This window comes from Nonomuraea sp. NPDC001636, assembly GCF_040298265.1.
In the GTDB taxonomy this organism is placed as follows: domain Bacteria; phylum Actinomycetota; class Actinomycetes; order Streptosporangiales; family Streptosporangiaceae; genus Nonomuraea.
Genome location: NZ_JBEOZT010000005.1, coordinates 104,761 through 121,387 on the forward strand (window position 1 = coordinate 104,761; position 16,627 = coordinate 121,387).

The following is a 16,627-nucleotide window of genomic DNA, read 5'->3' on the forward strand; positions in this document are numbered from 1 at the left end:
ATCTTCCCTTTGCCGGTTGGACCTCAATGAACCTCAGCCTGAGCGACCTCGCGCCACCCCTGCGCTGGACCTCCCCTGGTCAGATCGCGCCGATCGTGGAGGAGCCCCAGCTGCCCGAGGCCTGGTGGCAGGCGATCCCCCTCGACCGCGCGTGCGCGATCGTCGGGACGCAGACCGTGGCGGGTCACCTGGCCGATCTGGCCGTGGCCTGCTGGGGGCACCTGCTGCTCGGCGACATCCTGCCGCTGCTGCGTTTCTCCGACCCCGCCGAGGCCGAGCGCACGCCGGAGTCGCTGGGCAAGGACGTGGTGCAGAAGCTGTTCACCGGTGTGTTCGAGCGGCTGCTCGAACCCGCGCCCGCCGCCCTGCCCGTCCCGGCCCGGCCCGACAAGCCCCTTCCCGAGCTGATCGACGCGGTGTTCGCCGCGCTCGACGACCGTCAGCGCGCCATCGCCCGCGACCGGCTCTACGCGGCGCAGCGCGCCACGCTCGACGAGCTGGCGCAGCGTTTCTCGGTCACCCGCGAGCGGATCAGGCAGATCGAGCGGGACCTGCGCGACCACGTGGAGGCCTGGCTGGGCTCGCCGGAGGCGGCGGGGCTGGTGGCGCACGTGACGTGGCTGAGGGGCAGGCTGGGGTCGGCGGTCCCGGCCGACGACCTCGCCGCCGCCGTGCCGTGGCACCGCGGCGACCTGCGCACGCTGGGCATCCCCGCGTGGCGGTTCGTCCGCACGCTGCTGACCGGCTACGAGCAGGCCGACGGGTGGCTGGTCTCCGGCGGGGCCGACGAGCTGCGGGAGAAGACGCGGCAGCTGTTCACCGACGGGCCGCGGCCGCTCGACGAGGCGGTGTCCATGGTGGCCCAGCTCGGCGTCCGCGAGGACGTCGCCGAGCGGTGGATCCTCGCCGTGCCGCAGCTCCGGGTGCTCGGCCGGCACGTGGTGCCCTGGCCGCGCAGCATCAACGAGAAGGCAGAGGCGGTGCTGGCGGTGGCGGGCACGCCGCTGTCGCCCGAGGAGATCCAGGAACGCATCGGCGAGGACTACAGCCTGGTCGGCATCCGCAACCAGCTCACCGCCGACGAGCGCTTCCGCCGGGTGGACCGGAACAAGTACGGGCTGACCAGGTGGGGCGGCGACGAGTACCTGGGCATCAGGGAGATGATCTCCAGGGAGATCGAGCGGGCCGGCGGCGAGGCCTCGGTGAGCACGATCGTGACGAACCTGACCTCCCGCTACGACGTGAGCGAGAGCTCGGTGCGCGCCTACTCGGGCGGTCCCGGGTTCGAACGCACGCAGCGGGGCTGGATCAGGGTGGCCGGAACGTCCCCGACCGGGGAGTCGGAGCCGTACCAGCCGCGCAAGGACGTCTCGGAGACGCGGCGCAGCTTCCGCTCCCGCGACGGACGGTGGTGGCACCGCGTGGACGTCAACGCCGAGCACCTGCGCGGGTCGGGCTCGCCCCTGCCGACCGGGTTCGCCGCCTACCTGGGCATGGCTCCCGGCGGGTCGCTGACCGCCTCGACGCCCTCGGGCGACGTGGTGATCAGCTGGCACAACCAGCCGACCATGGGGTCGATCCGCAACGTGCTGGCCGACTTCAAGGCGAGCGAGGGCGACCACGTGTTCCTGACCGTCTCCGACGGCGGCGAGCTGCTGACCCGCTACCTGCCCGCGGCCGCCGTGGCGATGCCGCCGCTGAACCGGGCGCTCTACCTCATCGGCTACACCGCCCCGGTGCACTCCGAGATGGAGGGGCTGCGGCTGATCGGGGCCCGCATCGGGCTGCCCGACACGGCCACCCGCGAGGAGGTGCTGGCCAGGCTGCGCGAGCGAGGGGACAGGGACATCCTCGGCTTCCTCGGCGGGTGAGGGCTAGGCTCGGGTGATGTTGCGGATCCACGACACCCGGGCCAGGCAGGTCGAGGAGATCTCGGGCGGGCGGGCGGTGCGCGTGTACACGTGCGGGCCGGCGCTGCACCGCCGCGTCCATCTGGGCGACCTGCGCGCGTACGTGCTGTCCGACCTGGTCAGGAGGGTCCTGGAGGGGCGGCGTACCCGGGTCGTGGCCTGCCGGCACGTCGCCGACCTCGGAGGTCCCGGGGGGCATGCCCGCGCCCACGAGGAGGCGTTCGTCGACGACGCGGCCGCGCTCAACCTGCGTCCGCCGGAGCACGCGCCGCGCGCCGGGGAGACGGTCGACCTGATGATCGAGCTGATCGCCGGGCTCGTCGAGCGCGGGCACGCCTACCCGGCGCCGGACGGCTCGGTGTACTTCGACGTACGGACGTTCCCGGCGTACGGCGACATCTCCGGCACCCGCCTGGACGACCTCAAGCCCGCCGACCCCACCGACCCTACCGACGCCGCCGATCCGCACAGACGTTTCCACGCCGACTGGGCCCTGTGGCGGCCCGCCGACGGCGACCAGGGCCGGGACGCGCCCTGGGGCCGGGGCCTGCCCGGCCCGCACGTGGCGTGCTCGGCGCTGTCGCTGCGTTTCCTCGGCGAACGGATCGACCTGCACGTCGGCGACGCCGCCCGGTGCTTCCCGCACCACGAGGCCGAGCGTGCCCAGTCGGACGCGGCGACCGGCCACGAGGTGGTGCGCCACTGGGTGCACGGCGAGCGCCCGCTGTTCGACGGGCGCGAGATGGCCGAATCCGCGGGCGACGCGGTGCTGCTGTCCGACGTGGTGGCGGCCGGGCTCGACCCGCTGGCGGCGCGCCTGGCCTTCCTCGGGCACCGCTACCGGGAGCGGCTCGACCTGTCCTGGGACGTCCTGCGGGCCGCCGACCGCACGGTGCGGCGGTGGCGGGCGCGGGTGGCCGAGTGGTCGGAGTCGCCCAGCGCGCCCATGGCCTCGTCGTACGCCGAGCGCGTCGGGGCGGCCCTCGACGACGACCTGGACACCCCGGGGGCGCTGGCCGTCCTGCGGGAGCTGGAGCTGGACGAGTCGGTCGCGCCCGGCTCGAAGTTCGAGACGTTCCTGCACCTGGACCAGGTGCTGGCGCTCGACCTGTCCACGGAGATCGGCAAGCCGCGGGTGCCGCCCGCCGGGGCCGGCGAGCTGCTGGCGCAGCGGGAGCGGGCGGTGGCGGCCAACGACTGGGCGGCGGCCGACCGGCTGCGGGACGAGCTGTCCGACCTGGGGGTTCGCGTCACCGACACCCCAGAGGGACAGAGCTGGGCCCTCTGACCGGAAGCTCCCCGCGCGAGGCCGCTCCGACCACCTGAAACGGCCGGAGCAGTGAGCCGGTACTGCCAGACTTGTTCCAGTTCGGCAAGATGGAGGTATCGGTGAGACCCTTTGCGTGGATGCCGTGGCCTTTCCGGTGGTTCGCCCGGGTGTTGACCGTGCTTCTCGTGCTGGCGCTCGTGCTGGCCGGGGTCCTGGTGTACACGGTACGGAAGTCGTTCCCGCAGGTGGACGGGACGCTGCGGCTGCCCGGACTCACCGAGAAGGTCGAGATTTATCGCGATAGATCGGGGATTCCGCATATCTATGCCGACACTGCGGCCGACCTGTTCATGGCGCAGGGCTTCGTCCACGCCCAGGACCGGTTCTTCGAGATGGACTTCCGCCGCCACACCACCGCCGGACGGCTCTCCGAGCTGTTCGGCAAGGCCACGCTCGGCAACGACAAGGCGCTGCGGACCATGGGCTGGCGCCGGGTGGCCGAGCAGGAGCTGCCCGGCCTCGACCGGCAGACCCAGGACTTCCTGGCCGCGTACGCCAAAGGGGTGAACGCCTGGCTGGACGCCAACCCCAACGCCTCCGACCGCAGCCTCGAATACTCGGTGCTCAAGCTGCAGAACGGCGACTACCGGCCGGAGCCGTGGACCGCGGTCGACTCCGTCGCCTGGCTCAAGGCCATGGCGTGGGACCTGCGCTCCAACATGGAGGACGAGATCGACCGCGCCCTGGCGCTGACCAAGCTGCCCAAGGAGCGCGTCGAACAGCTCTACCCCGGCTACCCGTACGACCGCCACTCCCCGATCGTCGGCGAGGGCGCGCTCTCCCACGGCCGCTACGACCAGCAGGCCGAGCCGCGGATCGGCGGCGTGCGCGCGCTCTCCCAGGCCGCCGCGACGCTCGACGCCGTGCCGAGCACGATGAGCAGCGAGGAGCGCGAGGGCATCGGCTCCAACTCGTGGGTGGTCTCCGGCGCGCACACCACCAGCGGCAAGCCGCTGCTGGCCAACGACCCGCACCTGTCCCCGCAGATGCCGTCCGTCTGGTACCAGGCCGGGCTGCACTGCAGGAAGCTGTCCGAGCAGTGCCCGTACGACGTCACCGGGTTCACCTTCTCCGGCGTGCCCGGCGTGATCATCGGGCACAACGACAAGATCGCGTGGGGGTTCACGAACCTCGGGCCGGACGTGGCCGACCTCTTCCTGGAGAAGGTGGACGGCGACACGTACCTGTACAAGGGCGAGCAGGTCAAGCTGGAGACGCGGCAGGAGCAGATCAAGGTCGCCGGCGGCGACCCCGTCACGATCACCGTGAAGAGCACCCGGCACGGCCCGCTGATCAACGAGGTGATGACGGACGCCCGGCCGAGCGGCGAGGCGAACGCCGTGGCCCTGCAATGGACCGCCCTCACCCCCGGCAGGACCGTGGACGCGATCTTCGCGCTCAACAAGGCGGGCGACTGGCCCGAGTTCCGCTCGGCGGCGGCGCTGTTCGAGGTGCCGTCCCAGAACCTGATCTACGCCGACACCAGCGGCAAGATCGGCTACCAGGCCCCCGGACGCATCCCCGTACGGGAGAAGGGCGACGGCGCCTGGCCGGTGCCCGGCTGGACCGGCGAGTACGACTGGAAGGCCGCGCCCATCCCCTACGACCAGCTGCCCACGGTGGAGGACCCGGCCGAGGGGTTCGTCGTCACGGCCAACAACGCCGTCATCGACCCCCGCCGCTACCAGCCGCTGCTGACCAAGGACTGGTCCTACGGCTACCGCTCCCAGCGCATCCGCGAGCTCATCGAGTCCGCGATCGGCAAGGGCAAGATCGACGCCGGGACGATGTCGGACATCCAGCAGGACACCTCCAACGAGTTCGCCGGGACGCTGGTGCCCGCGCTGCTGCGGGTGGACCTGGCCGGGCCCGCCCGCCAGGCCCGCGAGCTGCTGCGCACGTGGGACCACTCCCAGGGGCTCGACTCCGCCCCCGCCGCCTACTACAACGCGGTGTGGCGGCACCTGCTCATGCTCACGTTCGACGACGACCTGCCCGAGCAGGTGTGGCCCGGGGGCGGCGACCGCTGGTACGACGTGGTCGCCAACCTGCTCACCACCCCCGACGACCCCTTCTGGGACGACGTGACCACCAAGAACCTCACCGAGACCCGCGACGACATGCTGCGGCAGGCGATGGCCTCGGCCTACCACGAGCTGTCGGAGCTGTTCGGCACCGACGTCAGGTCCTGGAAGTGGGGCGACCTGCACCAGCTCGAACTGGTCAACGGCACGCTCGGCACGTCGGGCCTCGCCCCCGTGGAGGCGCTGTTCAACCGCGGCCCGTTCGCCGTGCCCGGCAACAAGGACGCGGTGAACGCCACCGGGTGGAACGTGCAGAAGGGGTACGGGGTCACGGCGGTGCCGTCGATGCGCATGGTCGTCGACCTGGCGGACCTGGACAAGTCCCGCTGGATCAACCTGACGGGCGCCTCGGGGCACGCCTTCCACGACAACTACTGGGACCAGGCCGAGGCGTGGGCTCGGGGTGATCTGCTCCCGATGTACTCCAAGCCCGAGTCGGTCAAGAACGCCGCCGTCCACACCCTCACCCTGACGCCCTGACCTTCCCCTCCGCCCCTCTCTGAGGGCGTCCTCCCTCTCTGAGGCCCGTCCTTCTTGGAGGACGGGCCGGCGGGGGTAGGGCGGTCCGTCCGGTGTACGACCGTGGTCGTAGTCGAAGGCCAGACCGCGGTCCGACGCGCCGGGCCCCCGGCCGCTGTCAGCATGGCCGCATGACTCGCCTCCGGTACTCCGATCGCCTCTGGTACTCCGTCGGGGTCTTCCTCCTGCTCGTGGGCCTGGCGCACCTGGGCGTGCTCCTCGTGGCCGGCGGCCCGTGGGAGGGGGCCGTGTCGTGGCGCAAGCCGTTCACGTTCGGGGTGTCGTTCGGGTTGAGCGTGCTGACCCTGACCTGGGTGTCCCAGTGGTTACGGCTGCGTGCCCGTGCGTTCGTCCTCGGGGCGTTCGCGGTGGCCTCCACGGTCGAGGTGGCGCTGATCACGCTTCAGGCGTGGCGCGGGGTGCCGTCCCACTTCAACATGGAGACCCCCCTCGACACGGCCATCGCCCGCACGCTGGCCGCGTTCGGCATCACGCTCATCGTCATCGCGATCACCATGACGGTCGCCGCCTTCCGCCCGGCGCCGGAGATCGCCCCGAGCACCCGTCTGGCGGTGCGGGCGGGCTTCGCGACGCTGCTGGCGTCCATGGTCTTCGGCGGCGTGATGATCGCCCGTGGCGTCGTGGCGGTGATGACGGGCGACCAGCAGCTCGCCTACACGGTGGCCACCGCGCTCAAACCGGCCCACGCCGTGCTCATGCACGGGGTGCTCCTCCTGCCTGCCCTGTCCTGGCTCCTGTCCCGCACGCTCCCGTCCGAGGGCGCGCGGCTGCGGGCCGTACGCCTGGCCACCTGGGCGTACGTCGCGGTGGCCGCGCTGGTCTCCGGCCTGGCCGTGGCGGGGGTTGCGGTCGTGGGGCCGTCCACAGCATCGGTGTTGTCAGCCGGGACGATCTCGGCCCTGGCCATCGCGGCGGTCGCGCTGGGCCGGTTCAGCCCCCGCCTCGGCCAGGCGAAACATTGAGGACGGGGTAATGGGTCAGCCGTTATGCCGTCGCCGCCGCCACCGCACGGGCGCGCGCGGATAGCCACCGTCGTCCAGGTCGGCCAGCCGCTCGAACACGTTGTACGACGCCTGATGCCCGCACACGACCACCGACACGAGCATGGCCAGCAGGTAGAGCGGGAGCATCGGCAGCCCGGCGCAGCAGGCCCACTGGGTGGCGTGCCGTGCTTCGTGCCGGATGAGCCGGTCGTCCAGCTCGTCCTGCCTGGTCAGGACGACGTTCCCCACCGTGAACGCGCCCGCGACGGGAAAGCGGTAGCGGTAGCCGAAGGCGAGGATGAGCCCGTCGGGGCCGGGCCGGCGGGCCGCGCCGCCGACGATCGAGATGAGGAGTCCGAGCGGGGTGGCGAGGTTCACATAGTTCACCGCCCGCCGGAACCGATGGCGTCTGTTCATGCGTCTCAGTCTTGACCAATCTTGACAAGTCGGAATAATGATCTGCGTCCTGAAATCTCCCACAAGAGCAGGATTATGAGATTCTCCATCCTGGGCGCGCTGCTCGGCGCTGTTGCACTGGCCGGAGCCGGCGGAGTCGCGATCACCCAGACATCAGCCACCGATCCCCTACGTTCCACCGATTCTCCTTCCGGCGCGCAGGTGGCGTTACCCGTCGCCGCGACCCCGACGGCGACCCCGACGGCGACCCCGACAGCGACGCCCACGGCGACGCCCTCGGTCGGGGATTACACCGCCACGACGAAGGTGGTCAAGAAGAAGGGCGTCTCGTACTTGAATGTGTCCGTCAAGTACGACGGAGCGGCCCGCTTCACCGTTAAGCAGAAGGTGTGCAGGAGCAAGTCCTGCAGGAGCGCCACCGCCCAGTTCCCCGTCACCACCGGGGCCGGGCAGACCACGAAGAAGCTGGGCAAGGGCACGTACAAGGCGAGGGGCAAGCCGGCCGTCAAGGTCAAGCCGCTCCCCTGGCCGACCCGCACCGTGACGGTCTCGCCGACCGCCACGGCCGCGCCGAGCGCGACGGCGACCGTGACGTCCACGGTGACCGAGCAGGCCACGGTGACCGCCACGGTGACCCAGCCCGGCCCGACCGTGACCGTGCCCGGCCCGACGGTGACCATGCCGGGGCCGACGGTGACGTTCACCTGTCAGCCCGCCCCGCCGACGACCCCGCTTCCGCCGTCCGAACCGCCGACCGCCACGCCGTCGACCTCGGTCTCGGAATCCCCGGACGTCCCGGACGCCCCGGCCCAGGCCCCCGCCCCACCGGCGAGCGACACCCCGACGCCGACGCCGACGCCGACCGCGACGGACGTCCCGACCGACAACCCCACCGGCACCCCGACCGACGTCCCCACGGACGTCCCGACGGACATCCCGACGTGCGCGCCACCCACGGATCTCCCCTCCGAGACCCCGACCCCGACCCCGACCGTGACCTCCACGGACACCGGCGCCCCCACCGACACCCCCACCCCGCCGGAGCCCCCCACCCAGTAACCTCTGACCGACACAACGCATGACCCCGGGCCAGGCCTCAACGCCTGGCCCGAGTCATGTCCCCATCGCCTGCCGCGTCCCCCTCTCGGATCCGCGCCGCGCTATCGCCCCACCGTTCCCCGAACTCGTGGCCCGGTACGCCCCGGGCGCGGGCAGGTCACTGTGGGGCGGTGGTGGGGTAGCGCCGCGCTACCGCCCCACCGTTCCCCGAACTCGTGGCCCAGTACGCCCCGGGCGCGGGCAGGTCACTGGAGAGCGGTGGTGGGGTGGGGCGGTGGGGTGGTGGGGAGCAGGCGGGTGAGGGTGTCGGTGAGCCAGCGTTCGTAGGCGTCGGCGTCCCAGCCCAACATCTCCCGCCCCAGCAGGTACGTCTCCGTGTGCACCAGGACGGCGGTGGTGTCGGTCAGCCAGTCAAGGTCGCGCCCACCCCCCAGGAGCCCGTCGGCGGCCATCTTGTCCCAGAAGGCGCGCATGTTCGCGCGGGTGGCCTCGCGCCCGGCCCGGGTGGCGGCGGCCAGGTCCGGCTCGGTGGGAGCGGCCTGCAGGGCGACGGCCAGCAGGTCGCCGGCGCGTTCGGCCATCTGGCGGCTGCCCCCGGCCAGGGCGGCGATGCGCTCCCCGGCGGTGGGGGCGGTGCCGGCGCGGACGTACCAGTCGCGGCCGGTGATGTCGACGGCGGCCCCGTCACCGGCGAAGGCGACGTCGACGCAGCGTTTGAGCAGCGCGGCCTTGGTGCCGAAGCGCAGGTAGACGGTACGGTCGCCGACCTGGGCGGCCTGCGCGACGGCGGTCAGGGTGGTGGCCGCGTAGCCGTTGCGGAGGAACAGCTCGGTGGCGGCGGCCAGGATCTTCTCCTCGGTGGCGGCGATGCGGGCGGCGCGCAGATCACGCTTGACGGGGTCCGACATACAATGCAGCATAACTGCATCGATGCAGTGCAACTGCAGAGAGGGGATTGCCGTGTCGTACCTCCCGCGCCTGGACGGCGTGCACCACCTCAAGCTCCCGGTCACCGACCTGGACCGTTCTCTGGCCTGGTACCGCTCCCGGTTCGGCTACGAGATCGACATCGAGTTCGTCGAGCGGGGCGTGCCGATGGGCTACGCGCTCGCCCATCCGAGCGGCGGCCCGGTACTGGCGCTGCGGCTGGACCCGGACCGGGCCAGGGCCGCCGCGGGTTTCGACTACTTCGCCATCGGCGTCCCGGACAAGCAGGCCATCGAGGATCTGGCCGCCCACCTGACCACGCTGGGCGACAGCCACGCCGGCGTGCACGAGGCGACCATCGGCTGGATCCTGCCCGGCCTGCACGACCCGGACGGCCACGAGATCCGCTTCTACACCACGCAGCCGCTGCCCCCGCGCTAGCGGCCCGCCCCCGCCACGGCGGACCCGGACGAGGAACGTCAGAACGACCCTCGTCCGGCCGAGACCTCCTGAGCCCTGACCGCGGCCCGCGACCACGACGGGCGCCCGAAGGTCTTCGCGCCCACCAAGACGCCCACCAGGACGCCCGCCAGGACGCCCGCCTGCGGCACAGCCGCCTGCGGCACAGCCGGCAGCGGCACGGCCGGCAGCGGCACGAGGAAGGCTGATCGGCACACACCCCGGGCTTCCGCGCGTTCCGATCCCGGCCGGTCACCTCGCAGAGCGGGACCGAGCGGCGCCCCGGCCGGGACGCCGCCCGCCCCTTCCTTGAGCGCGACGAAGTTCGCGTGCGACTCGGTGTCCCCGATGGCACCGGCCAGGTGTAGCCGGGGAGTCAGAGGTTCTTGTAGCGGCCGTCGTGGTAGAGCAGCGGCGAGCCGTCCGCGGGGGTGCCGAGGGCCGTCACCTGGCCGAGCACGATCGAGTGGTCGCCGCCGTCGTACACCGCCGTCGTGGCGACCTCGACCGTGGCCAGGGCGCCCGTGAACAGCGCCACCCCCGACTCCCCGCGATGGTGCTCCCACCGGGCCAGTTGCCCGTTCAGCGGACGGCCGCGATGGGCGAAGAAGCGGGAGGCGTCCTCCATCGAGGCGTGCAGCACCGACACGCCCCACACCCCGGCCTCGATCACGGCGTCGTGGAAACGGGCCACCTTCTCGGCGCAGAAGAGCACGAGCAGGGGGTCGAGCGACACCGACGTGAAGGAGTTGACGGTCATCGCGTGGTCCACGCCGCCGAGCCGGGTCGTGACGATCGCGACTCCCGTGGCGAAGCGGCCGACGACCTTACGGTAGTTTCCCGGGTCCACATGCCGCTCTATGGAATGCACGACGTTACTTTATGCCTCTACGTCGGATTCTTTGGAGGTGGGTATCCCCGCAACAACCACGAACCCCCACCGGATGAGGGCGAGCACAGGAACGCCACCACAAGAGCCAGCAATCCGCCATACAGGTAGACGTACCCCGCCGCCCCCTGAGAGATCACCAGATCTCCGGCACTGAGTTCGAGCGTGAACGGCATCGTCACCAGCAGCCAGCCGAGCCCGACCGCGAACGCGGCGAGCTTCGTCCGCATGAGTTTGGCCGCCCCCAGCGGGAGGAGGAACAGCGCGAGCACCCACCCGATCGCCACCCACGGCACCGCGCCCAGATGGTCGAGCGCGTGCGTGAACCCGCCGACGACGCCGAGCACGACACCCAGCACGAACAGCATGCCGTACGCCGCCCCGCCCAGCGCCGACTCCGCCTGGCTGCGATGCTCCATGGGGAACGAGGTTAGTGGATGCCCGCGAAGAGATCGTTCTCGCGGTTGTGCGGCTCGCCGAGCCCGCCGGCGTCGACCGGCGGCCCGGGCACCGGCCGGCCGGGCACGCCGATGGCCAGGACGAAGTGCTCCACGCCGAGCACCTCCTGCCCGATGTTGTTGGACAGGGCGTACCAGGGGCCGTCGACGGTGATCTGGGTGGCGTGGGCGCGCATGGCCTCCCGCTTGTTGCCGACCCAGGGACGGGCGTCGATCTCGGTGGTGATGTCCTCGTCGGGGCTGCCGAAGGGGATGTCGTCGACGTCCTCGACGAGGAAGCCGGTGCCGGAGCCGGGCAGCGCCTCGGCCGTGCGCCGCATGACGGACCTGGGCACGGCCGTGTGGTAGAACTTCGCGATCTGCCACGGCTCGTCCTGGCGGGGGGCGGGCCGGCCGCCCGGGACGTAGTCGGGCTTGGCGGCCAGCTCGAAGGCGCGGCGGGCCACCCGGTGGGCCTGGATGTGGTCGGGATGGCCGTAGAAGCCGTTGGCGTCGTAGGTCACCAGCACCTGCGGGCGCACCTCGCGGATGACCTTGACCAGCTCGCCGGCCGCCTCGTCGAGGTCGGCCTGCCAGAAGGCGTTGGGACGGTCGTTGGTGGCGACGCCCATCATGCCGGAGTCGCGCCAGCGTCCGGGCGAGCCGAGGAAGCGGTGGTCCTCGACGCCGAGCGCCTGGCAGGCCGCCGCCAGCTCCCCGATCCGGTACGGCCCGAGCAGGTCGTCGCGGTCGGCCGCCAGGTGGGCGAGGTCGGCGGGGATGACCTCCCCCTCCTCCCCCAGCGTGCAGGTCACCAGCGTGACGTGGGCGCCTTCCGCGACGTATTTGGCCATGGTCGCGCCGGTGCCGATCGACTCGTCGTCCGGATGAGCGTGCACGAGCAGGAGGCGGCGATCAGTCATAGTCATGAGCGTAACAATGGCTGGATACTGGCAGGATTGAGCCCATGAGTGAGAGCTTCCCGCGACTGTCGGCACGGACCCGCCGGTTCACCCTGGGAGTGCCCAGGGGGTTCACGATCTCCCCCGACGGCGGACGAGTGGTCTTCCTGCGGACGAGGTCCGGCACCGACCCGGTCACCTGCCTGTGGGAGCTCGACACCGAAACCCACGTCGAACGCCTGGTGGTCGATCCCCGCACCCTCCACGCCGACGACGAGAACCTGCCGCCGGAGGAGCGCGCGCGGCGCGAGCGCAGCCGTGAGGCGGCCGGCGGCGTGGTGGCCTACGGCGCCGACGCCGCGCTGACCAGGGCGGCCTTCGCCCTGTCCGGCGGGCTCTACGTCGTCGAGCTGGCCAGCGGCGAGACCCGCAGGCTGGAGACGCCGGGCGCGGTCATCGACCCCCGGCTGTCCCCCGACGGGCGGCAGGTCGCCTACGTCACCGGCGGCGCCCTGCACGTCCAGGACCTCGACTCGGGGCGCGGCGAGGTGCTCGCCACGCCGGAGTCGCCGACCGTCACCTACGGCCTGGCCGAGTTCATCGCCGCAGAGGAGATGGACCGGATGCGCGGCTACTGGTGGTCGCCGTCGGGCGACGCGCTGCTGGTCGAGCGGGCCGACGAGGAGCCGGTCGACACCTGGTACATCGCCGACCCGGCCAACCCCTCGCGTCCGGCCGTCGCCCAGCGTTACCCGGCGGCCGGCACGCCCAACGCCCGCACCGAGCTGTTCGTGCTCGGGCTCGACGGCTCGCGGGTGGCGGTGCCGTTCGAGGAGGAGTACCTCACGACGGCCGCCTGGGACGACCACGCGCTGTCGATCGTGACGATGACGCGCGACCAGAAGACGCTGCGGCTGTTCTCCGTCGATCCGGCGACCGGCGTGTCCACGCTGGTCCGCGAGGACACCGACCCGGCCTGGGTGGACATCGTGACCGGCGTGCCGGCGCACCTCGACGACGGCTCGCTGGTCTGGGTGGCCACGTCGGAGGGCGGCCACCGGCTGTTCGTCGGCGACCGCGCGGTCACGCCGCCGACCCTCCAGGTCCGGTCGGTGCTCGACGTCGACCACGACAGCGTGCTGTTCAGCGCCAGCGGCGGCGACCCGACCGACATCCACCTGTGGACCTGGGACGGCCACTCGCTGCTGCCGGTCTCGACCCGGTCCGGGGTGTTCTCGGGGCGGATGTCCGGCGGCGTCGGCGTGTTGTCGGAGCAGAGTCTCGACGCCGAGGGCGTCTCGACCACGGTGGTGCGGCGCGACGGCATGGCGGTCCCGATCCCGTCGTACGCCGAGCGTCCGGGGCTCGACCTGCGGGTGTCGCTGGGGCGTTCGGGCCGGCGGGAGCTGGCCACGGCCGTCGTGCTGCCGTCCTGGTACGAGCAGGGCTCGGGCCGGCTGCCGGTCCTGATGGACCCGTACGGCGGCCCGCACGCGCAGCGGGTGCTCAACCGGCGCGGCGCGTTCCTGGAGAGCCAGTGGTTCGCCGAGCAGGGCTTCGCCGTGATCGTGGCCGACGGACGCGGCACGCCGGGCCGCGGTCCGGCGTTCGAGCGGGCGGTGCTGGGCGACCTGGCGACCCCGGCGCTGGAGGACCAGATCGACGCCCTGCAGGGCGTGGCCGAGCAGTACCCCGACGACCTCGACCTGTCGAGGGTGGCCATCCGCGGCTGGTCGTTCGGCGGCTTCCTGGCCGCGCTCGCCGTGCTGCGGCGTCCCGACGTCTTCCACGCGGCGGTGGCCGGCGCGCCGGTCACCGACTGGCGGCTGTACGACACCTGCTACACCGAGCGCTACCTGGGTCACCCCGACGAGCAGCCCGAGGTCTACGACAACTCCTCGCTGTTCGCCGACGCGCCCAAGCTCGAACGCCCGCTGCTCCTCGTCCACGGCCTGGCCGACGACAACGTGGTGGCCGCCCACACGCTGCGCCTGTCCTCGGCACTGCTGGCGGCCGGCCGCCAGCACAGCGTGCTGCCGCTGTCGGGCGTGACGCACATGACGCCCCAGGAGGTCGTGGCCGAGAACCTGCTCCTGCTCCAGGTCGACTTCCTGAAGAAGGCGCTCGGCTAGTGTCAGCAGCCCGCGCGGGGGCGTGATCGATGGGATCGGCAGAGTGCGGCTGATCCGGCGTACGGACGCCGGCAGGCGGATGCCGGGTCAGCAGCAGGCTCAGTAGCCGACGGTGAACCGGCGCTGGACGAAGTGCGGCAGCTCCGCCTCGTCCACCAGGGCGACCGCGGCGTCCTCCGCCGAGATCCGGCTCAGGCCGTCGGCGTCCAGCACGGGCTGGTCGCCGCCGATGCGGAAGCGGCCGGTGCGCTCGCCGGGGGCGATCTGCTCGGCGGGGCTGAAGTAGGTCCAGAGCCGGTTCGAGGCGCGCAGGACGTTCAGCGCCTCCCGGTGGCCGCGTACGGCGGCGGCGTACTGGCGGGGCAGGCCGAGTTCGTCGAGCGAGGCGTGGATGAGTTCCTCGTGGTCGGCTCGGACGACGCCCGGCTCGATCTCCAGGCTGCCGGCGCCGCCGATGACGATCAGCCGGGTGCGGGGGTGGCTCTCCAACGCCTTGAGCAGGGCCTGGGCGGCAGCCGCATAGACGGTCGGGTCCGCGATCGAGCGTTGGACGGTGTCGGCGAAGTTCTTCGCCGCGTTCCCGGGCTGGAAGCCGCTGATCAGGACGTCCAGGCCGGGCAGGACGGCGGCGATGCTGGCCGCGTTCAGCACGTCGATGCTCGCCCAGCTGAGGTTCTCCCGCTGGTCGGTGATCGCGGAGGCGTCCCGGCTGAACGCCGTGACGCGGTGTCCGCGTCGAAGGGCCTCGCTGACGACCCGGCTGCCGATGGTGCCGGTGGCTCCGATGACGCCGATGTGCATGGTTCTCCCCTTGATTCGTGCCGTGGTCATGCCGGATGGACGTATGAGGCCGGACGACCTCACGCCGTGCACTCGACTATACGGCGTGAAGTTTATGTACGGCAATCAGCCGGGTGACGCTGTAAAGTGGGCCCATGGCAGGCACCCGGAGCACTGAACGACGCGAGCGACTGCGGGCCGAGACGACCGCGGAGATCAAGCGCACAGCGCTGGGGTTGATGGGCTCGGGCGGTCCCGACGCGATCACCCTGCGGGCGATCGCCCGTGAGATGGGCATGACCGCCAACGCCATCTACGGCTACTTCGCCACCCGCGACGACCTGGTCACCGTCCTCATCGCGGACGTGTACACCGCGCTCGCGGACGCCGTCGACGCCGCCTGGGCCGCCACGGCGCAGGGCGGGCCGGCGGAGCGGATCCAAGCCTGGGCGCACGCCTTCCGCGACTGGGCGCTGGCCAACCCCGAGGGCTTCCGGCTGATCTACGGCGACCCCGTTCCCGGCTACCGGGCCCCGGCCGGCGGCGCCGCACCGGACGCGGCCCGGCGGGTCTGCGTCGGCATCGCCGCGCTGGCGGACACGGCCTGGGGAGGCGCCGAACGGTCGCACGGGGACGGCGACTTCGGCTGGGACGACTTCGACCCGGGCCTGCTCGACAAGGTCCGCCCGGCGTTCCCCGCGCTACCGCCGGCCGGGGTGGCCCTGGCGCTGCGGATCTGGGGACACCTGCACGGCCTGGTCACGCTGGAGATCTACGGCCACCTGCGCGCCCAGACGCTCTCGCCGGACAAGCTCTTCCACGCCGAACTCACCCAGCTGGTGAGATCGTTGGGTCTCCACGCTCAGCGGGCCGGTTCCGACGAAGGCGTCCTGGAGTACTAGGCGGCCCGCAGGGCGTCGAGCAGCCTCGACGCCCCCAGGCCGATCAACACGACCAGCCCCATGACCAGCAGGAACACCCACAAGGGGGCGCCGAGGTAGGCGAGCAGGCCCTGCGCCACGGCCAGGATCAGCACGGCGAGCACGGTGCCCGCCACGCCGGCGCGCTCGCCGTACGGGCTGGTGCCGCCCAGCAGGACGGCGGCGAGCGCGAACACGGTGCTGTAGAGCCCCTGGTCGCCCGGCGGCGCCGCGCCGAGGCGCAGCAGCAGCGCGATGCCGCCCGCGGCGGCGAGCATGCTCGACCCGGCGAGGCCGAGCACCGCGCCGGGCCATCCGGCGCCGAGCTCCTTGCGCACTTCCTGCCGGTTCCACAGCAGGCCGCCGGCGATCGAGACGACCGCGAACACGGCGAACCCGAGCGGGCCGGGATAGAGCGCGGCGCTCTCCAGCGGGATCGTCCCGTCGCCGAGCAGCGCGACGGCCACCGCCTCGCACACGACGGCGGCCCCGAGCGTGACGGCCCAGGCCGGGGCCGTCAGCAGCATCGTGAACGCGCTCATGGCGGCCCCCAGGAGCCCGGCGAGCACGAGCGCGAGCAGCATAGCCAGCGGCAGCGGCACCCCGGCGCCCGCCGTGGACGCCACGAAGGCGGCGCTCGCGGCGGCGACCGCGCCCACGGCGAGATTGGGCGTGCCGGTGCGCAGCGACAGGCCGAACCCCATGACGATCAGGCCGAGCTGCCCGGCGTGGGCGAGGATGTCGAGCAGGCGGTCACTGACCGTAGTGATCAGGACGAGTGCCAGGCCCAGCAGGGCGAGGAGTCCGAGCACGCCTTCCCAGGCGCGCTGCCAGGTGCTCACTCCGACGATGCTGACA

General features: G+C 72.2%; 16 protein-coding genes. 8 read left to right on the forward strand and 8 right to left on the reverse strand.

All coding sequences use genetic code 11. From position 1 onward, the window contains the following. Positions 1-26: 26 nt before the first annotated feature. From ABT158_RS12640 to ABT158_RS12655, 4 genes are all read left to right on the forward strand, one after another. The gene (locus ABT158_RS12640; protein ID WP_352352886.1) at positions 27-1,871 is read left to right on the forward strand and encodes a sigma factor-like helix-turn-helix DNA-binding protein; all 1,845 of its coding nucleotides are present in this window, start codon (positions 27-29) and stop codon (positions 1,869-1,871) included. Positions 1,872-1,887: 16 nt separating this feature from the next. Continuing rightward, positions 1,888-3,198, forward strand: coding sequence for a CysS/YqeB C-terminal domain-containing protein (locus tag ABT158_RS12645; protein WP_352352887.1), 1,311 nt, complete (start codon positions 1,888-1,890; stop codon positions 3,196-3,198). Between the two features lie 119 nt (positions 3,199-3,317). After that, a complete protein-coding gene (locus tag ABT158_RS12650; protein ID WP_352352888.1) occupies positions 3,318-5,804 on the forward strand; it encodes a penicillin acylase family protein in 2,487 nt (828 codons plus the stop codon). A gap of 170 nt (positions 5,805-5,974) precedes the next feature. Further along, positions 5,975-6,826, forward strand: coding sequence for a hypothetical protein (locus ABT158_RS12655; RefSeq protein WP_352352889.1), 852 nt, complete (start codon positions 5,975-5,977; stop codon positions 6,824-6,826). A gap of 15 nt (positions 6,827-6,841) precedes the next feature. Here the strand turns inward: ABT158_RS12655 and ABT158_RS12660 are convergent, their stop codons facing one another. Beyond that, on the reverse strand, positions 6,842-7,264 hold the full coding sequence (locus ABT158_RS12660; RefSeq protein ID WP_352352890.1) for a hypothetical protein: 423 nt from the start codon (positions 7,262-7,264) through the stop codon (positions 6,842-6,844). A 75-nt stretch (positions 7,265-7,339) separates the two neighbouring features. On the opposite strand from ABT158_RS12660, the gene ABT158_RS12665 reads away from it, so the two are divergent. Beyond that, positions 7,340-8,323, forward strand: a complete 984-nt coding sequence (locus ABT158_RS12665) for a hypothetical protein (RefSeq protein ID WP_352352891.1) — start codon at positions 7,340-7,342, stop codon at positions 8,321-8,323. A gap of 245 nt (positions 8,324-8,568) precedes the next feature. Here the strand turns inward: ABT158_RS12665 and ABT158_RS12670 are convergent, their stop codons facing one another. Next, on the reverse strand, positions 8,569-9,231 hold the full coding sequence (locus tag ABT158_RS12670; protein ID WP_352352892.1) for a TetR/AcrR family transcriptional regulator: 663 nt from the start codon (positions 9,229-9,231) through the stop codon (positions 8,569-8,571). A 52-nt stretch (positions 9,232-9,283) separates the two neighbouring features. On the opposite strand from ABT158_RS12670, the gene ABT158_RS12675 reads away from it, so the two are divergent. Beyond that, a complete protein-coding gene (locus ABT158_RS12675) occupies positions 9,284-9,691 on the forward strand; it encodes a VOC family protein (RefSeq protein WP_352352893.1) in 408 nt (135 codons plus the stop codon). Between the two features lie 38 nt (positions 9,692-9,729). Here ABT158_RS12675 and ABT158_RS12680 read toward each other — a convergent pair whose 3' ends face one another. From ABT158_RS12680 to mshB, 4 genes are all read right to left on the reverse strand, one after another. After that, a complete protein-coding gene (locus ABT158_RS12680; protein WP_352352894.1) occupies positions 9,730-9,927 on the reverse strand; it encodes a hypothetical protein in 198 nt (65 codons plus the stop codon). 158 nt (positions 9,928-10,085) lie between these two features. Further along, positions 10,086-10,580 carry a flavin reductase family protein gene (locus ABT158_RS12685; protein ID WP_352325598.1) on the reverse strand — a complete coding sequence of 165 codons (495 nt, stop codon included), beginning with the start codon at positions 10,578-10,580 and terminating at the stop codon, positions 10,086-10,088. Positions 10,581-10,597: 17 nt separating this feature from the next. After that, a complete protein-coding gene (locus tag ABT158_RS12690) occupies positions 10,598-11,017 on the reverse strand; it encodes a DUF6113 family protein (RefSeq protein WP_352352895.1) in 420 nt (139 codons plus the stop codon). An 11-nt stretch (positions 11,018-11,028) separates the two neighbouring features. After that, positions 11,029-11,958, reverse strand: a complete 930-nt coding sequence (gene mshB, locus ABT158_RS12695) for an N-acetyl-1-D-myo-inositol-2-amino-2-deoxy-alpha-D-glucopyranoside deacetylase (RefSeq protein ID WP_352325601.1) — start codon at positions 11,956-11,958, stop codon at positions 11,029-11,031. 44 nt (positions 11,959-12,002) lie between these two features. On the opposite strand from mshB, the gene ABT158_RS12700 reads away from it, so the two are divergent. Further along, positions 12,003-14,069 carry a S9 family peptidase gene (locus ABT158_RS12700; protein ID WP_352352896.1) on the forward strand — a complete coding sequence of 689 codons (2,067 nt, stop codon included), beginning with the start codon at positions 12,003-12,005 and terminating at the stop codon, positions 14,067-14,069. Positions 14,070-14,168: 99 nt separating this feature from the next. Here the strand turns inward: ABT158_RS12700 and ABT158_RS12705 are convergent, their stop codons facing one another. Continuing rightward, positions 14,169-14,870, reverse strand: coding sequence for an NAD(P)-dependent oxidoreductase (locus tag ABT158_RS12705; protein ID WP_352352897.1), 702 nt, complete (start codon positions 14,868-14,870; stop codon positions 14,169-14,171). Positions 14,871-15,004: 134 nt separating this feature from the next. Here ABT158_RS12705 and ABT158_RS12710 point away from each other — a divergent pair, with 134 nt between their 5' ends. Further along, positions 15,005-15,751 (forward strand): TetR/AcrR family transcriptional regulator, encoded by a 747-nt coding sequence (locus ABT158_RS12710; protein WP_352352898.1) that lies wholly within the window; start codon positions 15,005-15,007, stop codon positions 15,749-15,751. Here ABT158_RS12710 and ABT158_RS12715 read toward each other — a convergent pair. After that, on the reverse strand, positions 15,748-16,611 hold the full coding sequence (locus tag ABT158_RS12715; protein WP_352352899.1) for an ABC transporter permease subunit: 864 nt from the start codon (positions 16,609-16,611) through the stop codon (positions 15,748-15,750). The genes ABT158_RS12710 and ABT158_RS12715 overlap by 4 nt on opposite strands. Between the last annotated feature and the right edge of the window lie 16 nt (positions 16,612-16,627).